We start from the raw sequence: 16,008 nt of genomic DNA, 5'->3' as shown, positions 1-16,008 counted from the left end.
CGGGAGCGGCTCTGAGAGGTGAGTCAAGGCCCACAACCGTGAGGCGGACGCGTCGCGGCACGGCGGGCAAAGCGGGCGGACGGACGCCGCTCCCGGCGCCGACGCCCCCAAGTGGCTCGCCTCGAAACCCGTCTCCATGAGTCTCATCGGATCGGCGGTCACGTTCGCCGTCGGCCTGCTCGTCGGCGGGCTGGCCATCTTCATCGCCGCCGCGGTCGTCACCGGGACGCGCGACTACGGCCACGCGGTGTTCACGGCGCTCGTCGGTGCGATCGTCTGGGGGGTCGCCGCGTTCTTCCTCTCGTGGGTCCCACTGATCGGCGATGTCATCCCCCTTCTCGCGTGGATCTGGGTCATCCGGGCGCGTTACGGGGCCTCGTGGGTCCACGCGGGGATCATCGGCGTCATCGCGTGGGCGTCGGCGGTGCTCGTGCTGGCGGTGCTTCCGTTCGCCGGCGTCACCGACGCGGTCGGCGTCCCGTTCGACCGGTCGCTCGGCGCGATCTGATCCGATCCGTGTCCGGTGAACCGCCCGCGTTCGCCGCGTTCGCCGCGTTCGAACGCCCGCTTCGGGAGCGCGTGTCCGGATCCGCGTGTCACGCGTCCGGAGCGACGCGTCGCAGCGCCGGGCGCGTGGGGAACGTTTAATCACCGCCTCCGTTCAAGTGGGTATCATGGCTCGAACTCCCGTTAGCGGAGGGCGTTGAGCGTGGCGGGAGCCCTCTTCTGGGCGCTCGTCGTGCTGGCGACGCTCACCAGCCTCGCCACGGCGTGGGCGCTCGGCGCGAACAGCAACTCGCCACCGTTCGCGCCGGCGATCGGGGCCAACGCCATCTCGACGATGCGAGCGGCGTTCCTCATCGGGATCCTCGCCGCGCTCGGCGCGCTCACCCAGGGCGGCGCGATCTCCGAGACGGTCGGTGCGGGGCTCATCAACGGCGTCCAGATAACGTCGCTGGCGGCGACGGCGGGGCTGTTGACCGCGACCGGCTTCATGGCGTTCGGCGTCTACACCGGCTATCCGGTCCCGGCGGCGTTCGCGACGACGGGCGCGATGGTCGGCGTCGGGCTCTCGCTCGGCGGGGATCCCGCGATCGACACCTACCGCCGCATCGCGCTCTTTTGGGTGCTCGTCCCGCCCGTGTCGGGGGGGCTCGCCTACCTCACCGCCACCATCCTCCGACGCGACGACATTCCGGAGACGGTCGGCGTCCCGCTGCTCGCGGCGGTCGTCGGCGGCATCATCGCCAACGTCCAACTGGGCGTCATCCCCTCGCCGCCCGACGCGACCCAGAGCTCCGTCGCGGGGTTTATCGCGCGATGGGTGGGGGCGCCGACGGTCGCCGATGTCGACCCCGTGGTGGCGCTCGTCACGCTGGCGGCCGCCGCGGCGTGGTTCCTGGTCATTCGCCGGCGGACGCAGGCGTCTGTCGAGGGCGGGATCCGGACGTTCCTCATCGTCCTCGGGAGCGTCGTCGCCTTCTCCAGCGGCGGCAGTCAGGTCGGGCTGGCGACCGGGCCGCTCGAGAACCTCTACGGGGTCGAGCTCGGACTGCCGAGCATCGTCCTGCTCGCGCTCGGTGCGGTCGGCATCCTCGCGGGCGCGTGGATGGGGGCACCCAAGCTGCTCCAAGCGACCTCCCGCGAGTACGCGCAGCTGGGAGTCAGGCGCTCGATCGCCGCGCTGGTCCCCGGATTCATCATCGCGCAGCTGGCGATCGCACTCGGGATCCCGATCTCGTTCAACAACATCATCATCTCCGGCGTCATCGGCGGTGGACTCGCCGGCGGCTCGGCGGGGGTCTCCCGCCGGAAGATCGGCGTCACGCTCGCGTTCTGGCTCATCACGCTCGTCGCCTCGATCGCGATCGGATTCGGGCTCTACAAGGCGTTTGCCGCGGTGCTCGGCGGATAAAGTGAGCCGATTCAGCGGACGACGGTCACGGTTACCGGGGCCTCGCTGACGACGGTCGTCGCCACGGTCCCGAGCAGCCGCCGAGCGAGCTCTCCGCGTTCACCGCCGTGCCCGCCCATCACGACGTGGTCGACGTCGTGCTCCGCGACGTACTCCAGGATGGTTTCGGCCGCGTCGCCGGTTTCGACCACCGTTTCGACCGGTCTGTCGGCCTCCGTAGCCCGCTCCTTCGCCCGTTCGACGACGCGGGTGGCGCGGTCGCGGGCGGCCTCGCGACGCTCTGCGCCGGGTTCGAGGACGCCGCCCTCGCTCATCGCCGCGTCGATCGGCGTCACGACGTTCAACACCGTCACCCGACAGTCGAAGAGTTCGAGCGCCTGCGTGAGCGCCTCGTCGGCTAGCGGCGATCCGTCGAGTGGGACGAGGACGTGCGATGGCGCCATACACCCGCTTGAACCCCCTCACACATATCGGCGGTGATCGGTGAGGAGGGGCGCGACGCCCGTCGTCGGTTCCGGCCTACTCGGAGACCGTCGTCTTCACGATGCTCACCGGCGCGGTCGACTGCCGCGAGACGCGCTCGGTGACGGAGCCGAGCATCCGGCGGTAATCCCCGGACCGGGTCTTCGACCCCATCACCGTCAGATCGATGTCCTCGTCGTCGATGTAGCTGAGGACCGCCTCGTGGGGGACGCCGTACACCAGTTCGGTCACCGTCTCGACGCCCGCGTCCGCGGCGTGGGACGCCACCTCGTCGAGCGCCTCGCGGCCGCGTTCCTCCAGCGTCTCCGAGGCGCCCTCCGATCCGTCGACGAACTCGTCGCCGGAGTACGCGTTGACCACGTCGCTGTCGACGACGTACAGCACGTGGAGGGTCGCGTCGTAGCGCTCGGCGGCGTCGATCGCGTGGTCGATCGCGCGGTCGACGCCCTTGCTGCCGTCCGTGGGGAGCAGTATTCGGTCGTACACGCGTGGAGCTTCGATCCGTCACCGAATAAATCGGTCGCCGTTTCCCGAACGGTTAACACGCTCCCACTCCCGGAATCGCTCATGACCGACGCCGCGGACCGACTGTTCGTAAACGGGGAGATACACACGCTCGCGACCCCCGACGAGACGCACGAGGCGGTCGCCGTGCGGGACGGCGAAGTCGTCCGCCTCGGCCGGAGCTACGAGCTCCGGTTCCTCGAAGGGGTCGACACCGAGGTGATCGACCTCGACGGCCGCGTGCTCCTTCCCGGCTTCGTCGACGCGCACACCCATCTGACGACGGTCGGGCGCTACCTCGTCCACGCCGACCTCTCCGCCGCCGACTCGCCGAGCGAGGCGGTCGATCTGCTGGCGGAGCGGGCCGAGGAGGTCGAGAGCGGCGACTCGGACGCGTCGGGCGACGGCTCCGACGACCCAGCCACCGACTGGGTGCTCGGCTACGGCTACGACGAGTCGACGTGGGACGATGCCCGCTACCTGACTCGCGCCGACCTCGACCGCGTCTCGACGGATCGCCCGGTCGCGGCGTTTCGCGAGGACATGCACGTCGCCGCGGTCAACGGGGTCGTGCTCGACCGGTTCGCGGACGAGTTGGCGGGCGTCCCGGACGAGACCGTGCCGACCGACGACGGAGAGCCGACGGGCGTCCTCTTCGAGAGCGCGATCGCCCCGATCTACGAGGCGGTCGAGCCCGGCCCGTCGGCGACCCGCGAGGTCGTGACGGCCGCGCTCGACGACTGCGCCGCGAAGGGGATCACGGGGTTTCACGACATGGTGCGGAACTCCCACGCCCCGCGCGTCTACCGCGACCTCGACGCCGACGGCGATCTGACCGCGCGCGTCCGGATCAACTACTGGAGCGACCACCTCGACGCCCTGCGAGAGGTGGGCCTGTCGACGAACGCCGGAAGCGACATGGTCGAGACCGGCGCGATCAAGTCGTACACCGACGGGAGCTTCGGCGGACGGACCGCGCGGCTCTCCGAGCCGTACGCGGACGCGCCAGAGGAGACCGGCCAGTGGGTCGTCGACCCGGACGAGTTGGCGGCGACGGTCGCGGACGCGACCGCGGCCGGCTATCAGTTCACCGCCCACGCCATCGGCGACGAGGCGATCGACGCCGTCATCGACGCCTACGAGGGCGACTCCCACACCGACCCCGAGGCGGCCCGCCATCGCATCGAACACGTCGAACTCGCCGACGACGGCGCGATCGAGCGGCTCGCGCGGACGGGCGCCGTCGCCAGCGTCCAGCCGAACTTCCTCAAGTGGGCGGGCGACGACGGGCTCTACGACGCCCGGCTCGGGGACCGGCGGACCGAGACGAACCGCTACCGCGACATGCTCGACGCGGGCGTCCACCTCGCGTTCGGCTCCGACGGGATGCCGATGGACCCCCTCCTCGGCGTCCACCACGCCGTCAACGCCCCCGCCGAGGCGCAGCGGCTCACGGTGACCGAGGCGCTGCGCGCGTACACCCGCGGGGCGGCGTACGCGGGGTTCGACGAGGACCGGCTCGGCACGGTCGCGCCCGGCAAGCGCGCCGACTTCGTCGTCCTCGACTCGTCGCCGTGGGCGGAGTCGGCGGCGATCCGCGACATCGACGTGGCGATGACCGTCGTCGACGGCGAGACCGTCTACGACGGGCGATGAGGGGGATCCCAGTCGGCTCGGGCCGAACTCTCGCAAGCGCTGCCAGAAGACAGTAGTTATTAATTATGTAGATTCTATTGGGGATATGGCAGAGATCGCCATCGAGTACGCCGCGGGCAGTCGCCTCCGGTCGGAGGCGGAGACGGCTCGACGCCTGATCGACTCTTACCTCGGCGACCGCTCCGACGTAGACCGGGTCACGCTCGCCCCGTCCAGCGAGTCCGTGTTCTGCGTCAGCGTCGAGGGCGACCGCATCTGGTGTACGAACCCCCGCGAGTGGATCGACGCCGTGGAGGCGGTGACCGCGGTACGTCGGCGGCTCTCGGAGCTGTCGTAGCTCGGGGTCAGTCGTCGAGCGCCGCCGCGTGCGACCGTACGAACTCCCGGAGAAGCTTGCCCGCCAGCGCCGCCGCCTGCCCGTCGTCGCGGTCGTTCACCTCGACCACGTCGAACCCGTCCGCGACGGGCGCGACCGCGCGGACGAGATCGCGAACCTCTCTCGGGGCGAGCCCGAACGGCTCCGTCGTCCCGGTTCCCGGCGCGAAGCCGGGGTCGAGCCCGTCGATGTCGATCGAGCAGTACACCGACTCGTCCTCGAACGCGTCCGCGCCGAGCCCGTCGACCCACGCCCGGGCGTCCTCCGGCGGGACGACCGTCACGTCGGCGGCGGCCGCGCGGTCCCACTCCTCCTCGGAGCCGGTGCGCGCGCCGACGATCACGGCGCGCTCGACGCCGAGGTCGTCGAGCGCGCGCCGGGTGACGCAGGCGTGGCTCAGCGGATTGCCGTCGTAGGCGTCGCGCAGGTCGAGGTGGGCGTCGCAGACGACGAGCGCGTCGGGATCGACCGCCTCGACACCGGCGTGCGTGACGGTGTGCTCGCCCCCGAGAGTGAGGGGAACGGCGTCGTCGTAGGTGACGCTCCGTAGCTCGGCGGCGAGGTGATCGAGGTACGCCGCCACGTCGTCCCACGGGCGCACGTCGCCGGCGTCACGGACGCCGAGCGCGGAGAAGCGGCTCTCCGTTCGTTGGTCGTAGTCGTCGTAGGTTTCGGCGAATCGCCGGATCCGGTCCGGTCCGAACCGGGTGCCCGGCTGAAACGTGGTCGTGGCGTCTAAGGGAGCGCCGACGACCACGTACGAAGCGGCGTCGCGGTCCGCCGTCGCTCCCGGAAACATCGGCCTCGATTACCCGACGACCTTGCGCTGGCCCTCGTACTCCAGGTACTCGATGTTGTCGTCCGAGGAGAAGTCCTCGTTCTCGGGGATGCGCATGGTGAACGTCTCGTAGGTGTCCAGGTCCATGACCTGGGCGTCGTTTCCGGAGACGGAGACGACCTGGCCCTGCTTCCGCTGGATGATCGGGACCCAGACCTTCGCGTCGACCGGCTGCGAGAGCGAGCGCTTCTTCTCGTCGAAGACGCCCTTCCCCTCGACGCGCGCCTTCGCGCTCCCGTGTTTCCCGGGTTTGGCTGTGCTGTAGTGGTTGATCTTGCAGGGCGAGCTGTCCATCATGACGTAGCTTCCCTCCTGCAGTTCGCGAACCTGCTTCTGCTCTCGCGGCATGAGCGCTACTTTCCCCGGCGCGGGTATAAACGGTTTGGAACGGCGTTGTGCGGGGCGGACTGGGATCGGTCCGGTGAGTCGGTCGGCTACGGGTCCATCTCGTCGACGTACTCTTCCTCCTCGTCGGCGTTACCGTCCGGGGGGACGAACTGCCCGGTGATGAGGTAGCTGGCGACGAAGAGGCCGATGAAGCCGACGCCGACCGCGGCGGTCGTCCGAACCACGAACGGGAAGTCGATCCACCAGAGCGCGCGGTCGGCGATGATCATGACGACGACCGCGACGAACAGCGCCTTCTGCTCGTCGGTCGGGTCGCGGACGAACCCGACCACGTCGTCTTTGATGTCGCTGAAAAAGCCCATCTCAGGCACCCCCCTCTGCGCCCTCGATGACGCGACTCACGCGGACGAGCCCCTCCTCGAGCGTCGCGGTCGGGAGGCCGAACCCGATCCGGAACCGGCCCGGGAAGCCGAACAGCCCGCCCGGCGCGAGCACGACGCTCTCCTCCTCGACGACGGCGCCGTCGTCGAAGCCGTCGGGCACCGTCACGAACCCGTTGACGCCCACGGGGTCGTACCAGTCGAGGTCGTGGCGGTCGAGCCAGTCGGCGACGATCGCGCGATTGGTGGCCGCTAGCTCGCGGTTCTCCTCCAGGATCCGCGGTTCGCGCCGACCGAGCGCCTGCTTCGCGACGTGTTGACCGAACAGGCTCGGCGAGATCGTGGTGTAATCCTTCCAGCGCCACGCGCGGTCGACGACCGCCTCGGGGCCGGCGATCCAGCCGAACCGGAGGCCGGCGAGCCCGTACGCCTTCGTGAGGCTCGTCGTCGAAATCCCGTGGGAGCCGAAGCTCGCGACCGGCGGCTGCGGCTCCTCGGCCAGCAGGCGGTACACCTCGTCCGAGAGGAGGTACGAGTCGTGCTCGACGGCGACGTCGTAGACGGCTCGCATCGCCGCCTCGTCGTGGTACCGGCCGGTGGGGTTGTTCGGGTTGTTCACGACGATCACGGCGGTGTCGTCGCGGGCGGCGTCGGCGACCGCCTCGGGGTCCAGCTCCCACTCGGGCGGCGCCAGTTCGACGCGGGTCACCTCCCCGAACGCCTCGGGCACCGCGTGGAGGGCCTGATACGTGGGCGTGACGACGACCGCGTGCGTCCCGGAGCCGACCTCCCCGTCGCCGCTTCCCCCCACGCCGCCGTCGTCGCCGAGCAGCGAGAGGAACGCGAGGAAGTTCGCCTCCTGCGTGCCGCAGGTGAACAACACTTCGTCGGCGCTCCGACCGTAGCGGTCGCCCACCGACGCGCGGAACCCGGGGTCGCCGTTCGTCGGGATGACGTAGTCGAGCCGGCCCGGATCCAGGTCGAACCGGCTCGCGTCGAGCGACCGGATCCCGCTCTCGGCCAACATGATGTCGGCCTCGTGCTCGTACTCCGCGAACCAGCGTTCGAGGCCGAACGGATCGATGCGCATACCCGACGTGAGGGTGGCGCGAGGTTATGTGCTACGGTCCCTCGTGGCGATTTCCACAGGGCGGGGGTGCGACGGCGAGCGTCGGTTCCGGGGCACCGATCCCGCGAAACGCCACCATCGCAACGACTTTTGTCGGCGGATGCGAGACACCGGCATGGTTCTCAAGCGGCGGCGACTGTTGGGCACGCTGCTCGTCGCGTTGGCCGCGCTCGCGGCGGTGGTGTTGGCGGAGGTGCTCCGGACCGTCGTCTTCGCGGTCACCGTCGCGTACGTCCTCTATCCGGTCCGTCAGCTGTTCGTCGAACGGGGGGTGTCTCGCCGGATCGCGTGCGTCGTCGCCACCGGCGTCGCATTCGCCGGCGCCACGCTCCTCGTGGCGCCGCTGTTGTACTCGCTGTACCGACGGCGCTCGGACCTGATCGACCTCGTCGGGCGGATCCCGGATGTCGTCCCGATCAGCGCCGGCGGCTTCGAGACGACCGTCGAGATCGCGCCGTTCGTCGCGGCCGCCGAGACGGGGATCCGGCAGGTCGCGCTCGCCGTCGCGGGCGCGGCGCCGGTGCTCGTGTTGGAGCTCGTCGTGTTCACGTTCCTCGTGTACGGCATCCTCTATCGACCGGGAGCGGTCGGAACGGCCGTCTTCGGCGTCGTTCCCGCGGAGTACCACGACATCCCGGAACGACTCCACAGGCGGACGCGAGAGACGCTGTACTCGATCTACGTCCTGCAGGCGGCGACGGCGGCGGGGACGTTCGCGCTCGCGTTCGCGGTGTTCTGGGCGCTGGGGTACGGGTCGCCGGTCCTGCTGGCCGTTATCGCCGGCGTGCTCCAGTTCATCCCCGTCGTCGGCCCGAGCGTCCTCGTCGTCACCCTGGCCACGGGAGACGTTCTCCTCGGGGAGACCGGGCGAGCGATCGGCGTGTTGGTGTTGGGGCTCGTCGTGGTGTCCTTCGTCCCCGACGCGGTGATCCGGACCCGGCTCGCAGGCTGGACCGGGAAGATCTCTCCCGGCCTGTACTTCGTCGGGTTCGTCGGCGGAATCCTCACCGTGGGCGCGGTCGGGATCATCGTCGGCCCGCTCGTCGTCTCGCTGCTGCTCGAAGTGATCGACATGCTCTCCGAGGACGACACGGCGTCGGACCCGGTCGGGGGGTCAGGCGACTCCGGAGAGCCGGGAGCGTGACTTCCCGCTTCGCGGGCTGTCCACCCCACCGGCACGGCTTTCCCTCGTCCGACCGTCCGTCCCGTATCAGATGTCCCCGACGGATCCCCCCGCCGCGCTCGATGACGCCCCGACCCTCGCGGCGCGGCGCCTCGACGACCTCGCCGACCGCGTGGCGTGCGCGAACCCCGAAACCACCCCGGACGCCGGCGGCGACCGCGACACCGCTGACGGCGGTACCGCTGACGCCGCGCTCGACGTGTTCGCCCCGGCGACCGCCGAGCGGATCGGGTCGGTGCCGGCCTGCGACACGGACACCGTCGACGCCGCGGTGGAGCGCGCCCGCGAGGCGCAGGCGGAGTGGGCGGCGACACCCGCGAGAGAGCGCGCGGCGGTGCTCGACCGGTTCGGCGATCTCGTGCTCGACCGCCGCGAGGAGCTGCTCGATCTCCTTCAGGTCGAGACCGGGAAGTCGCGCCGGACCGCGGTCGAGGAGCTGTTCGACGTGCCGACGGGCTGCGGCTACCTCGCCGAGACGGCGCCCGGCGTCCTCGCGGACGAGCGGCGGGCGAGCGTCGCGCCGGGGGTCACGACCGCGACCGTCACCTACGATCCGGTCGGCGTCGTCGGCGTGATCTCGCCGTGGAACTACCCGCTGACGCTGTCGATGGCGGACGCGCTCCCCGCGCTGGTCGCCGGCAACGCGGTCGTGTGCAAACCCGACGAGAAGACCCCGTACGGCGCCCTCGCACTCGGCGAACTGCTGGAGGTGGCGGGGCTCCCGGACGGCCTCTTTCAGGTCGTCACCGGCGAGGGGTCGACGGTCGGGCCCGCGCTCGTCGACGCGGTCGACCACGTCGCGTTCACCGGCAGCACCGAGACCGGTCGGGTCGTCGCCGAGCGCGCGGGGCGGAACCTCGTCGACTGCTCGCTGGAGCTCGGCGGCAACAACCCCCTCGTCGTCCTCGACGACGCCGACGTCGACGAGGCGGCCCGCGGCGCGGTCCAGGCCTGCTTCTCGAACGCGGGACAGCTCTGTCTGTCGGCGGAGCGGATCTACGTCGCAGAGCCGCTGTACGACGCGTTCGTCGATGTCTTCGTTCGCGAGACGGAGCGGCTCACGCTGGGGACCGGCTACGACTACGACGCCGCGGTCGGCTCGCTCATCGACGCCGCCCAGCTCGATCGCGTGCAGAGCCACGTCGAGGACGCCCGGGAGCGCGGCGCGACCGTGCTGACGGGCGGCCGCGCCCGCCCCGACGTGGCGCCCTACTGCTACGAGCCGACGGTCCTCGCCGACGTCGACCCGGACGCGACCGCCGCGTGCGAGGAGACGTTCGGGCCGGTGGTCTCGGTGGCGCCCGTCTCCGACACTGACTCCGCGATCGCGGCCGCCAACGACTCGCCGTACGGACTCAACGCGAGCGTGTGGACGGGGGACCGCGACCGGGGCGCCGATGTCGCCCGCGAGATCGACTGCGGCACCGTCAACGTCAACGACGCGTTCCTCGCGACGTGGGGCGCGACGGACGCGCCGATGGGCGGGTTCGGCGACTCGGGGCTGGGTCGCCGCCACGGTCCCGAGGGGATCCGCCGGTACGTCGACTCCCGGACGATCGGCGTCTCGCGCGTCGGGCCACTCACGTTCCCCGAGCGCGTCCCGACCGAGTGGTTCGTCCGGGGGGCGTTCGCGGCGCTCTCGCTCGGGCGGCGGGCGGGTCGCGCAATGCGGCGGCTGAAACGGCGGATACGGGGGCGGTAGCCGAATGCGCCGGGATCGTCAGTCGCCACCGATCGAGACGGGACCGTCGGTTCACCGGTCACGCTCATGCACACGACACCTCAGTTCAGCGAGGGCGTCGCGGCGTTCGCGTCGCGGGGAAGCCGTCCCGCGAACGCCGCCCTCGCCGCGTTCGTCTGGCTGAACGGCCGGCTGTTCGACGTGAGCGGCGGCGACCCGCTCGGTCAGCTCGGCTCCCGGACGACCGGGGCACATCGGGCGCTCGCCGACGGCGCGGCGACGGTGACGAAGGAGCGGTACCTTTGCGGGACGATCGCGATGAGCGCCGGGGACGGGTGCGCGGGCGGCCGACGCGGCTGACGCGCGACCCCCGAGCGGAACGCAACGTTTAGCGCGTCCCCGGACGCAGTGGCGGCCATGAGCTTCTTCGAGACGCTCGGGGACCGGATCGAATCGACCGACAGCGTCGTCTCGGTCGGACTCGACCCAGACCCGAGCCGACTGCCCGACGCCGTCGCCGACGCCGACCTGCCGCGGTGGGCGTTCAACCGCCGGATCATCGACGCGACCCACGAGCACGCGGCCTGCTACAAGCCGAACGCGGCGTTCTACGAGGACGCCGACGGCTGGCGCGCGCTCGAGGAGACGATCGCCTACGCCCACGGCAAGGACGTGCCGGTCCTGCTGGACGCCAAGCGCGCCGACATCGGCAACACGACCCGACGCTACGCCGAGGCGCTCGACCGCGCGGACGCGATCACGGTGAACCCGTACCTCGGGCGCGACTCGCTCCAGCCGTTCCTCGACCGCGAGGAGAAGGGCGTGTTCGTCCTCTGTCGCACCTCGAACCCGGGCGGCAGTGACCTGCAGGACCTCGAACTCGCCTCCGGCGAACCGCTCTACGAGCGCGTCGCCGCGCTCGCGGACGTGTGGAACGGGAACGACAACGTCGGGCTCGTCGTCGGCGCGACCGCGCCCGAGGAGCTCGCCGAGGTCCGCGAGATCGTCCCGGAGATCCCCTTCCTCGTCCCCGGCGTCGGCGCACAGGGCGGCGACGCGGAGGCCGCGGTCGAGCACGGGCTCGCGGACCGCCCGGACGCCCCCGTCGGCGTGGGGCTCGTCAACTCGTCTCGCGGGATCATCTTCGCCGGCGAGGAGTCGAGCCGACCGGGCGACGAAGCGACCTACTTCGGCGCCGCCGGCGACGCCGCGAAGCGACTGAAAAAGCGGCTGAACCGGCACCGGTAGGCGGTCGTCGGCGTCACTGTTGGGGGCCCTTCGCGCACGCCGTGCAGGCCCCGGCGGCGGCGTTCCAGTGGTCAGCACAGACCGCGCGACCGCACCGCGGACAGCCGTGGCGCGCGGGTGCCGCCTCGCAGATCTGACAGATCCCGGTGACGCTCATGGGCTCCCTCCGGTCGGGTCGCTTATGAGTGTCGGGGGCGACCGCCGCGTATGCGCCAGTTCGTCGTCATCGGCCACGACGTGCCCGCCGACCCGGACGCGATATCGCTCTCGGACCTCCCCGGCGCGGGCCGGCTCGACCTCCTCTGTCGGTGCGTCGCCGCCGGCGTCTTCCTCTCGCACGGGATCCGCGAGGCCGTTCGGGTTCACCTCGTCGTCGGGCGAAGCCCGACTGACGGAGGCGCGGAGCGCCCCGCTGTCGGCGCCGACGCGTTCACGATCACCTTCGACGCGGACAGCCTCCGCCATCTGCACCCCGACGAGCGCAACGTCGCCGCGCGGATCCGGGACGCGCTCGACGCGCGCGACGACGCTATCGGGCACATGCCGGCGGACGTTTCGCCCGGCGTCGAGCTCCGCCGGATGGGGCTCGACGCGACGCTCGATCGGCTGCTCGACGCGTCCGGCGCCGCAGGGGCCTCCACCGACCCGACCCTCGTCCAACTCCACGAGGACGGCGACCCCCTCGTCGACGCCGCGCCGCCGAGCGACCCCGTGTTCGTGCTCTCCGATCACAACGACTTCGCCCCGGCGGAGCGCGATCTGCTCGCGGACCGCGCGGAGCGCCGCGTGCGGGTCGGGCCGAAGCGTCTCCACGCCGATCACACCGTCTCCGTCGTCCACAACTGGCTCGACACCGATGGGTACGCCTCCTACTGACGACCGCCGCACGACGACGGCGCCCGCGACCGACGACCGGTTCGCGGTCCCGCTCCGGGGCGTCGCCGTCGGTCCCGAGACGCGCTGTGCCCATTGGGACGACCCCGTCGACGTGATCGCGCTCCGGTTCGGCTGCTGTGAGGTGTACTACCCGTGCGACGCGTGCCACGACGCCGCGGCCGACCACGAGGCCGAGCCGTGGCCCCGCGATCGGTTCGACGAGCCGGCGGTCCGCTGTGGCGTCTGCGGCGCGACGCTCTCGGCCCGCGAGTACCTCTCCGGCGACAGCGAGGCGCACCGCGACTCTGACAGTCGGGCGAACCCCGACGACGATGCCTGCCCCCGCTGCGAGGCCCCGTTCAACCCCGGCTGTCGGGCCCACCGCGATCGGTACTTCGAGGCGTGAGTCGGTCGTTCGGTGGGGGGTCGCGGTCCGATCGACGTCCGATCGTTCCCGATTTTCGGAAAGGTTAAAAGAACGAGCGGCCTTCCTGAGAATGCGGGCCGGTGGGGTAGCTTGGTATCCTTCGGCCTTCGGGTGGCCGTAACCACGATTCAAATTCGTGCCGGCCCACTTCAACCCGCATCCGTTTTGGAACCGACTAACCCGTAACACAGCGTTAGCTCCGGCACCACAGCACCGCTCCGCCGTGGTTGATTCGGATTGCGTCGCAACCGCGCGTCCCCGTGGTCATGCGGTTCCGTCTGGAGTCGACCTCCCAACACTCGACTCCTCTGTCCGCTCCGGTGAGTGAAAACGCTCCCTCGAGAGCGTTCACGGAGTCGATGGTATTTTGCTCGGCATCTCCGACCAGCACCAGATTCATCCGGCTAGCACTGGCGGGCTGTTCACAACCCGAGATAGAGGCGATCCGATCCGCCGATCACCGGCTTCGCCAGGTGGACAAAATACCTCGTTTGGTACGCTCCTTTGGCCGCTGTATAAACTAGGCAAGTAGGATTTCAATAATCAAATTTATATTGTGAAGGTTCTGCGTCCAAGTGTGCAGAATTCGCGTGCAATTCTACTGGCGGTACTCGTGGTGACGGCACTTGTCGGAGCCCCCGGAACCGCCGCCGGAGCGGAATCAGTAGGAGCAGAGCTCGAACAGTCAACGGATAACGCACCGTCCACCGACGCCGACGGTCACGAACCACTACAGACGGCGAGCAGCGGTACCTGTGATTTTCCGCTCAACGTGACTGATGCAACGGGGACGAACATCTCGCTCAATGAGCGTCCAGATCGGATCACGACGACGAATCCGTCTGCCGCTCAGACGCTTTGGGAGATCGGCGCACAGGACCGGGTCGTGGGTGTAACTCAATACGCCGGCTATCTGAACGGGACTGACAACAAAACGAACGTCTCAGCCGGATTCGGCGTGAGCGTCGAAAAGGTGGTTGCAACTGAACCCGATCTCGTGTTGGCACCCAATGCGTCGGCCGGCCAGGTCGATGATCTCCGCGCACAGAACCTCACGGTCTACCATTTCTCGGAAGCAACTGACGTCGACGACATCGCAGCGAAGACGGAACGGACGGGTCGCCTCGTCGGCAACTGCGACGAGGCCGCTGAGGTCAACGACGAGATGAACGAGACTGTGGCTAACGTTACGAATCAGACCGCTGATTTCGACCGTCTTGGTGCGCTTTATCCACTGGGCGGTGGTTACGTCGCTGCGAACAACACCTTCATCAACGAAATGATGGACATCGGTGGGACGATCAATGTTGCTGCTTCAGAGGGAGACGGATACCCACAGCTTTCCGACGAGGTGATTCTTGAAACAGATCCCGAACTTATACTGGTAACCGATTCGGAGGCCGCTATTCTCGATCGAGAGCCATACGCCAGTACGACGGCGGGTAGTCAGGGGAATTACGTAGTAATGAACGAGGACTACCTCAACCAGCCTGCACCCCGTAGTGTGATCGAGTCGACGAAGAGCCTCGCAACTGCCGTCGAAAAACTTCAAACGGAGAGCAACGGAGAGGAAGCGACTGATGGCGGTAACACGTGTGGGTTCCCGCTTAACGTGACAGACGCGACGGGGACGAATATCACGCTCAATGAGCGTCCAGATCGGATCACGACGACGAATCCGTCTGCCGCTCAGACGCTTTGGGAGATTGGCGCACGGGATCGGGTCGTGGGTGTCACCCAATTCGCCGGGTATCTGAACGGGACTGACAACAAAACGAACGTCTCGAGCGAAGGGTTCGGCGTCAGCGTCGAGCGCGTCGTCGCCACTGAGCCGGACCTCGTGCTCGTCCCGAACGCGTCATCGGCGGGCACGGCAGAGACCCTCCGCGGACAGAACCTCACGGTCTACCATTTCTCGGAGGCAACTGACGTCGACGACATCGCAGCGAAGACGGAACGGACGGGTCGCCTCGTCGGCAACTGCGACGAGGCCGCAAATATCAACGACGAGATGAACGACACCGTGGCCGACGTTGAGAATCGGACCTCCGATCTGCGTCGCCCTGCTGCACTCTATCCGCTCGGTGGCGGTTATGTCGCTGCCGACGAGACATTCATCAATGAAATTATGCACATCGGTGGCACCAATAACGTCGCTGCCACAGAAGGTTCGGGGTATCCAGTACTCTCAGACGAAGTAGTTCTCCGAACGGATCCCGAACTGATCATCGTAACGGAGTCAAACCCGTCGATTCTCGATCAGGAACCGTATGCCAGCACCAGCGCGGGTGTACATAACAACTACGTAGTTTTAGATAATAACTATCTCAATCAGCCCGCCCCCCGTAGTGTCATCGAGTCCGTAGAAACGCTCGCTACCGGCGTCGAAGAACTCCAGTCCGAGAGCGGAACAGGAAGCCGTGGCTCTGACAGCTCAAGCAGCAGTTCGGGCAGTGACGACAGCTCAAGCAGCAGTTCGGGCAGTGACGACAGCGACGGCGAGAATAAAGAACAAAGCGAGGGGAACGAAACGGCCACCGACGGGAACGAAACAGCCGTAGATACACCTACTGGAGAAAATACCACAGCAGTCGATTCTGACGAGGAGAGCGATGAAGCCGGTGGGTCAGATGATACTGCTGACCAGGGGGACGAACAAGACGGCGTATCAGCCGACACGACAGATGACGAGACGGAATCGGAGACTCCGGGTTTCGGATTTGTCGTGACCGCATTGGCGATCCTCGGGTTCGCGTACGTGCCGCTACGGAACTAGCGTTCGATAACGGAAAACGGGCCGGCTATTGAGCCGGTTCGACGAGTCGGTCTCGTCCGCAGGGTGCCCGCGGTCTCCGGAGCGAGCGATCACCGGAACGAGCGAACACTATCCGAACGCGCGGGCGAGCCTCGTCTGCCAGAGGAGAGTCATTCCCGACAAGTTCAGTATCAGTACCTCACAAAGCA

18 protein-coding genes and 1 tRNA gene are annotated in these 16,008 nt (G+C 68.7%); 12 read left to right on the top strand and 7 right to left on the bottom strand.

Annotation, left to right across the window (positions count from 1 at the left end; genetic code table 11):
• Nucleotides 1–136: 136 nt before the first annotated feature.
• Both DJ69_RS09240 and DJ69_RS09235 read left to right on the top strand, forming a co-directional pair.
• Nucleotides 137–508, top strand: coding sequence for a hypothetical protein (locus DJ69_RS09240; RefSeq protein ID WP_099255342.1), 372 nt, complete (start codon nucleotides 137–139; stop codon nucleotides 506–508).
• Nucleotides 509–709: 201 nt separating this feature from the next.
• A complete protein-coding gene (locus tag DJ69_RS09235; RefSeq protein ID WP_099255341.1) occupies nucleotides 710–1,915 on the top strand; it encodes an inorganic phosphate transporter in 1,206 nt (401 codons plus the stop codon).
• Between the two features lie 11 nt (nucleotides 1,916–1,926).
• Here the strand turns inward: DJ69_RS09235 and DJ69_RS09230 are convergent, their stop codons facing one another.
• Together DJ69_RS09230 and DJ69_RS09225 are read right to left on the bottom strand one after the other, a co-directional pair.
• A complete protein-coding gene (locus DJ69_RS09230; RefSeq protein WP_099255340.1) occupies nucleotides 1,927–2,358 on the bottom strand; it encodes a universal stress protein in 432 nt (143 codons plus the stop codon).
• A 76-nt stretch (nucleotides 2,359–2,434) separates the two neighbouring features.
• Nucleotides 2,435–2,884, bottom strand: a complete 450-nt coding sequence (locus tag DJ69_RS09225) for a universal stress protein (RefSeq protein ID WP_099255339.1) — start codon at nucleotides 2,882–2,884, stop codon at nucleotides 2,435–2,437.
• An 81-nt stretch (nucleotides 2,885–2,965) separates the two neighbouring features.
• On the opposite strand from DJ69_RS09225, the gene DJ69_RS09220 reads away from it, so the two are divergent.
• Nucleotides 2,966–4,558 carry an amidohydrolase gene (locus tag DJ69_RS09220; RefSeq protein WP_099255338.1) on the top strand — a complete coding sequence of 531 codons (1,593 nt, stop codon included), beginning with the start codon at nucleotides 2,966–2,968 and terminating at the stop codon, nucleotides 4,556–4,558.
• Between the two features lie 85 nt (nucleotides 4,559–4,643).
• On the top strand, nucleotides 4,644–4,895 hold the full coding sequence (locus DJ69_RS09215; RefSeq protein WP_099255337.1) for a SelT/SelW/SelH family protein: 252 nt from the start codon (nucleotides 4,644–4,646) through the stop codon (nucleotides 4,893–4,895).
• A gap of 7 nt (nucleotides 4,896–4,902) precedes the next feature.
• On the opposite strand, the gene speB is transcribed toward DJ69_RS09215, so the two are convergent.
• The 4 genes from speB to DJ69_RS09195 all read right to left on the bottom strand — a co-directional run bounded on the left by speB (nucleotide 4,903) and on the right by DJ69_RS09195 (nucleotide 7,590).
• On the bottom strand, nucleotides 4,903–5,733 hold the full coding sequence (gene speB / locus DJ69_RS09210) for an agmatinase (protein WP_099255336.1): 831 nt from the start codon (nucleotides 5,731–5,733) through the stop codon (nucleotides 4,903–4,905).
• Nucleotides 5,734–5,742: 9 nt separating this feature from the next.
• Nucleotides 5,743–6,120, bottom strand: a complete 378-nt coding sequence (locus DJ69_RS09205; RefSeq protein ID WP_099255335.1) for a translation initiation factor IF-5A — start codon at nucleotides 6,118–6,120, stop codon at nucleotides 5,743–5,745.
• Between the two features lie 86 nt (nucleotides 6,121–6,206).
• A complete protein-coding gene (locus DJ69_RS09200; protein ID WP_099255334.1) occupies nucleotides 6,207–6,482 on the bottom strand; it encodes a hypothetical protein in 276 nt (91 codons plus the stop codon).
• Nucleotide 6,483: 1 nt separating this feature from the next.
• Entirely contained in the window at nucleotides 6,484–7,590 is a 1,107-nt protein-coding gene (locus DJ69_RS09195) for an aminotransferase class I/II-fold pyridoxal phosphate-dependent enzyme (protein WP_099255333.1), read from the bottom strand.
• A gap of 154 nt (nucleotides 7,591–7,744) precedes the next feature.
• On the opposite strand from DJ69_RS09195, the gene DJ69_RS09190 reads away from it, so the two are divergent.
• The 4 genes from DJ69_RS09190 to pyrF all read left to right on the top strand — a co-directional run bounded on the left by DJ69_RS09190 (nucleotide 7,745) and on the right by pyrF (nucleotide 11,741).
• Nucleotides 7,745–8,773: an AI-2E family transporter gene (locus tag DJ69_RS09190; RefSeq protein ID WP_099255332.1), complete on the top strand. Its 1,029-nt coding sequence runs from the start codon at nucleotides 7,745–7,747 to the stop codon at nucleotides 8,771–8,773.
• A gap of 70 nt (nucleotides 8,774–8,843) precedes the next feature.
• Complete coding sequence (locus DJ69_RS09185; RefSeq protein ID WP_099255331.1) at nucleotides 8,844–10,514, top strand: succinic semialdehyde dehydrogenase; 1,671 nt, start codon at nucleotides 8,844–8,846, stop codon at nucleotides 10,512–10,514.
• Between the two features lie 66 nt (nucleotides 10,515–10,580).
• Nucleotides 10,581–10,853 carry a hypothetical protein gene (locus DJ69_RS09180; RefSeq protein WP_180271778.1) on the top strand — a complete coding sequence of 91 codons (273 nt, stop codon included), beginning with the start codon at nucleotides 10,581–10,583 and terminating at the stop codon, nucleotides 10,851–10,853.
• Between the two features lie 57 nt (nucleotides 10,854–10,910).
• Nucleotides 10,911–11,741: an orotidine-5'-phosphate decarboxylase gene (gene pyrF / locus DJ69_RS09175; RefSeq protein WP_099255330.1), complete on the top strand. Its 831-nt coding sequence runs from the start codon at nucleotides 10,911–10,913 to the stop codon at nucleotides 11,739–11,741.
• Nucleotides 11,742–11,754: 13 nt separating this feature from the next.
• Here the strand turns inward: pyrF and DJ69_RS18360 are convergent, their stop codons facing one another.
• Nucleotides 11,755–11,898: a hypothetical protein gene (locus DJ69_RS18360; protein ID WP_180271777.1), complete on the bottom strand. Its 144-nt coding sequence runs from the start codon at nucleotides 11,896–11,898 to the stop codon at nucleotides 11,755–11,757.
• A 50-nt stretch (nucleotides 11,899–11,948) separates the two neighbouring features.
• Between DJ69_RS18360 and trmY the strand changes: the two genes are divergently transcribed.
• The 4 genes from trmY to DJ69_RS18350 all read left to right on the top strand — a co-directional run bounded on the left by trmY (nucleotide 11,949) and on the right by DJ69_RS18350 (nucleotide 15,820).
• The gene (gene trmY / locus DJ69_RS09170; protein ID WP_099255329.1) at nucleotides 11,949–12,617 is read left to right on the top strand and encodes a tRNA (pseudouridine(54)-N(1))-methyltransferase TrmY; all 669 of its coding nucleotides are present in this window, start codon (nucleotides 11,949–11,951) and stop codon (nucleotides 12,615–12,617) included.
• Nucleotides 12,598–13,023: a CHY zinc finger protein gene (locus tag DJ69_RS09165; RefSeq protein WP_099255328.1), complete on the top strand. Its 426-nt coding sequence runs from the start codon at nucleotides 12,598–12,600 to the stop codon at nucleotides 13,021–13,023. Before trmY ends, DJ69_RS09165 begins: the two co-directional genes overlap by 20 nt.
• Before the next feature lie 95 nt (nucleotides 13,024–13,118).
• A tRNA-Pro gene (locus DJ69_RS09160) sits at nucleotides 13,119–13,191 on the top strand.
• A gap of 430 nt (nucleotides 13,192–13,621) precedes the next feature.
• On the top strand, nucleotides 13,622–15,820 hold the full coding sequence (locus DJ69_RS18350) for a PGF-CTERM-anchored ABC transporter substrate-binding protein (protein WP_099255326.1): 2,199 nt from the start codon (nucleotides 13,622–13,624) through the stop codon (nucleotides 15,818–15,820).
• Nucleotides 15,821–16,008 lie beyond the last annotated feature (188 nt).

Source organism: Halorubrum persicum (genome assembly GCF_002727125.1).
Lineage (GTDB): Archaea > Halobacteriota > Halobacteria > Halobacteriales > Haloferacaceae > Halorubrum > Halorubrum persicum.
Note: the sequence above shows the minus strand (reverse complement) of the source record. Positions and strands in the feature narration are given on the sequence as shown.

Bases quoted from the DNA above. Each gene is read 5' to 3' on its own strand.
- DJ69_RS09240 (WP_099255342.1), top strand. From the start codon at position 137: ATGAGTCTCATCGGATCGGCGGTCACGTTCGCCGTCGGCCTGCTCGTC.
- DJ69_RS09230 (WP_099255340.1), bottom strand. From the start codon at position 2,358: ATGGCGCCATCGCACGTCCTCGTCCCACTCGACGGATCGCCGCTAGCC.
- DJ69_RS09220 (WP_099255338.1), top strand. From the start codon at position 2,966: ATGACCGACGCCGCGGACCGACTGTTCGTAAACGGGGAGATACACACG.
- DJ69_RS09215 (WP_099255337.1), top strand. From the start codon at position 4,644: ATGGCAGAGATCGCCATCGAGTACGCCGCGGGCAGTCGCCTCCGGTCG.
- speB (WP_099255336.1), bottom strand. From the start codon at position 5,733: ATGTTTCCGGGAGCGACGGCGGACCGCGACGCCGCTTCGTACGTGGTC.
- DJ69_RS09205 (WP_099255335.1), bottom strand. From the start codon at position 6,120: ATGCCGCGAGAGCAGAAGCAGGTTCGCGAACTGCAGGAGGGAAGCTAC.
- DJ69_RS09200 (WP_099255334.1), bottom strand. From the start codon at position 6,482: ATGGGCTTTTTCAGCGACATCAAAGACGACGTGGTCGGGTTCGTCCGC.
- DJ69_RS09195 (WP_099255333.1), bottom strand. From the start codon at position 7,590: ATGCGCATCGATCCGTTCGGCCTCGAACGCTGGTTCGCGGAGTACGAG.
- DJ69_RS09190 (WP_099255332.1), top strand. From the start codon at position 7,745: ATGGTTCTCAAGCGGCGGCGACTGTTGGGCACGCTGCTCGTCGCGTTG.
- DJ69_RS09185 (WP_099255331.1), top strand. From the start codon at position 8,844: ATGTCCCCGACGGATCCCCCCGCCGCGCTCGATGACGCCCCGACCCTC.
- DJ69_RS09180 (WP_180271778.1), top strand. From the start codon at position 10,581: ATGCACACGACACCTCAGTTCAGCGAGGGCGTCGCGGCGTTCGCGTCG.
- pyrF (WP_099255330.1), top strand. From the start codon at position 10,911: ATGAGCTTCTTCGAGACGCTCGGGGACCGGATCGAATCGACCGACAGC.
- DJ69_RS18360 (WP_180271777.1), bottom strand. From the start codon at position 11,898: ATGAGCGTCACCGGGATCTGTCAGATCTGCGAGGCGGCACCCGCGCGC.
- trmY (WP_099255329.1), top strand. From the start codon at position 11,949: ATGCGCCAGTTCGTCGTCATCGGCCACGACGTGCCCGCCGACCCGGAC.
- DJ69_RS09165 (WP_099255328.1), top strand. From the start codon at position 12,598: ATGGGTACGCCTCCTACTGACGACCGCCGCACGACGACGGCGCCCGCG.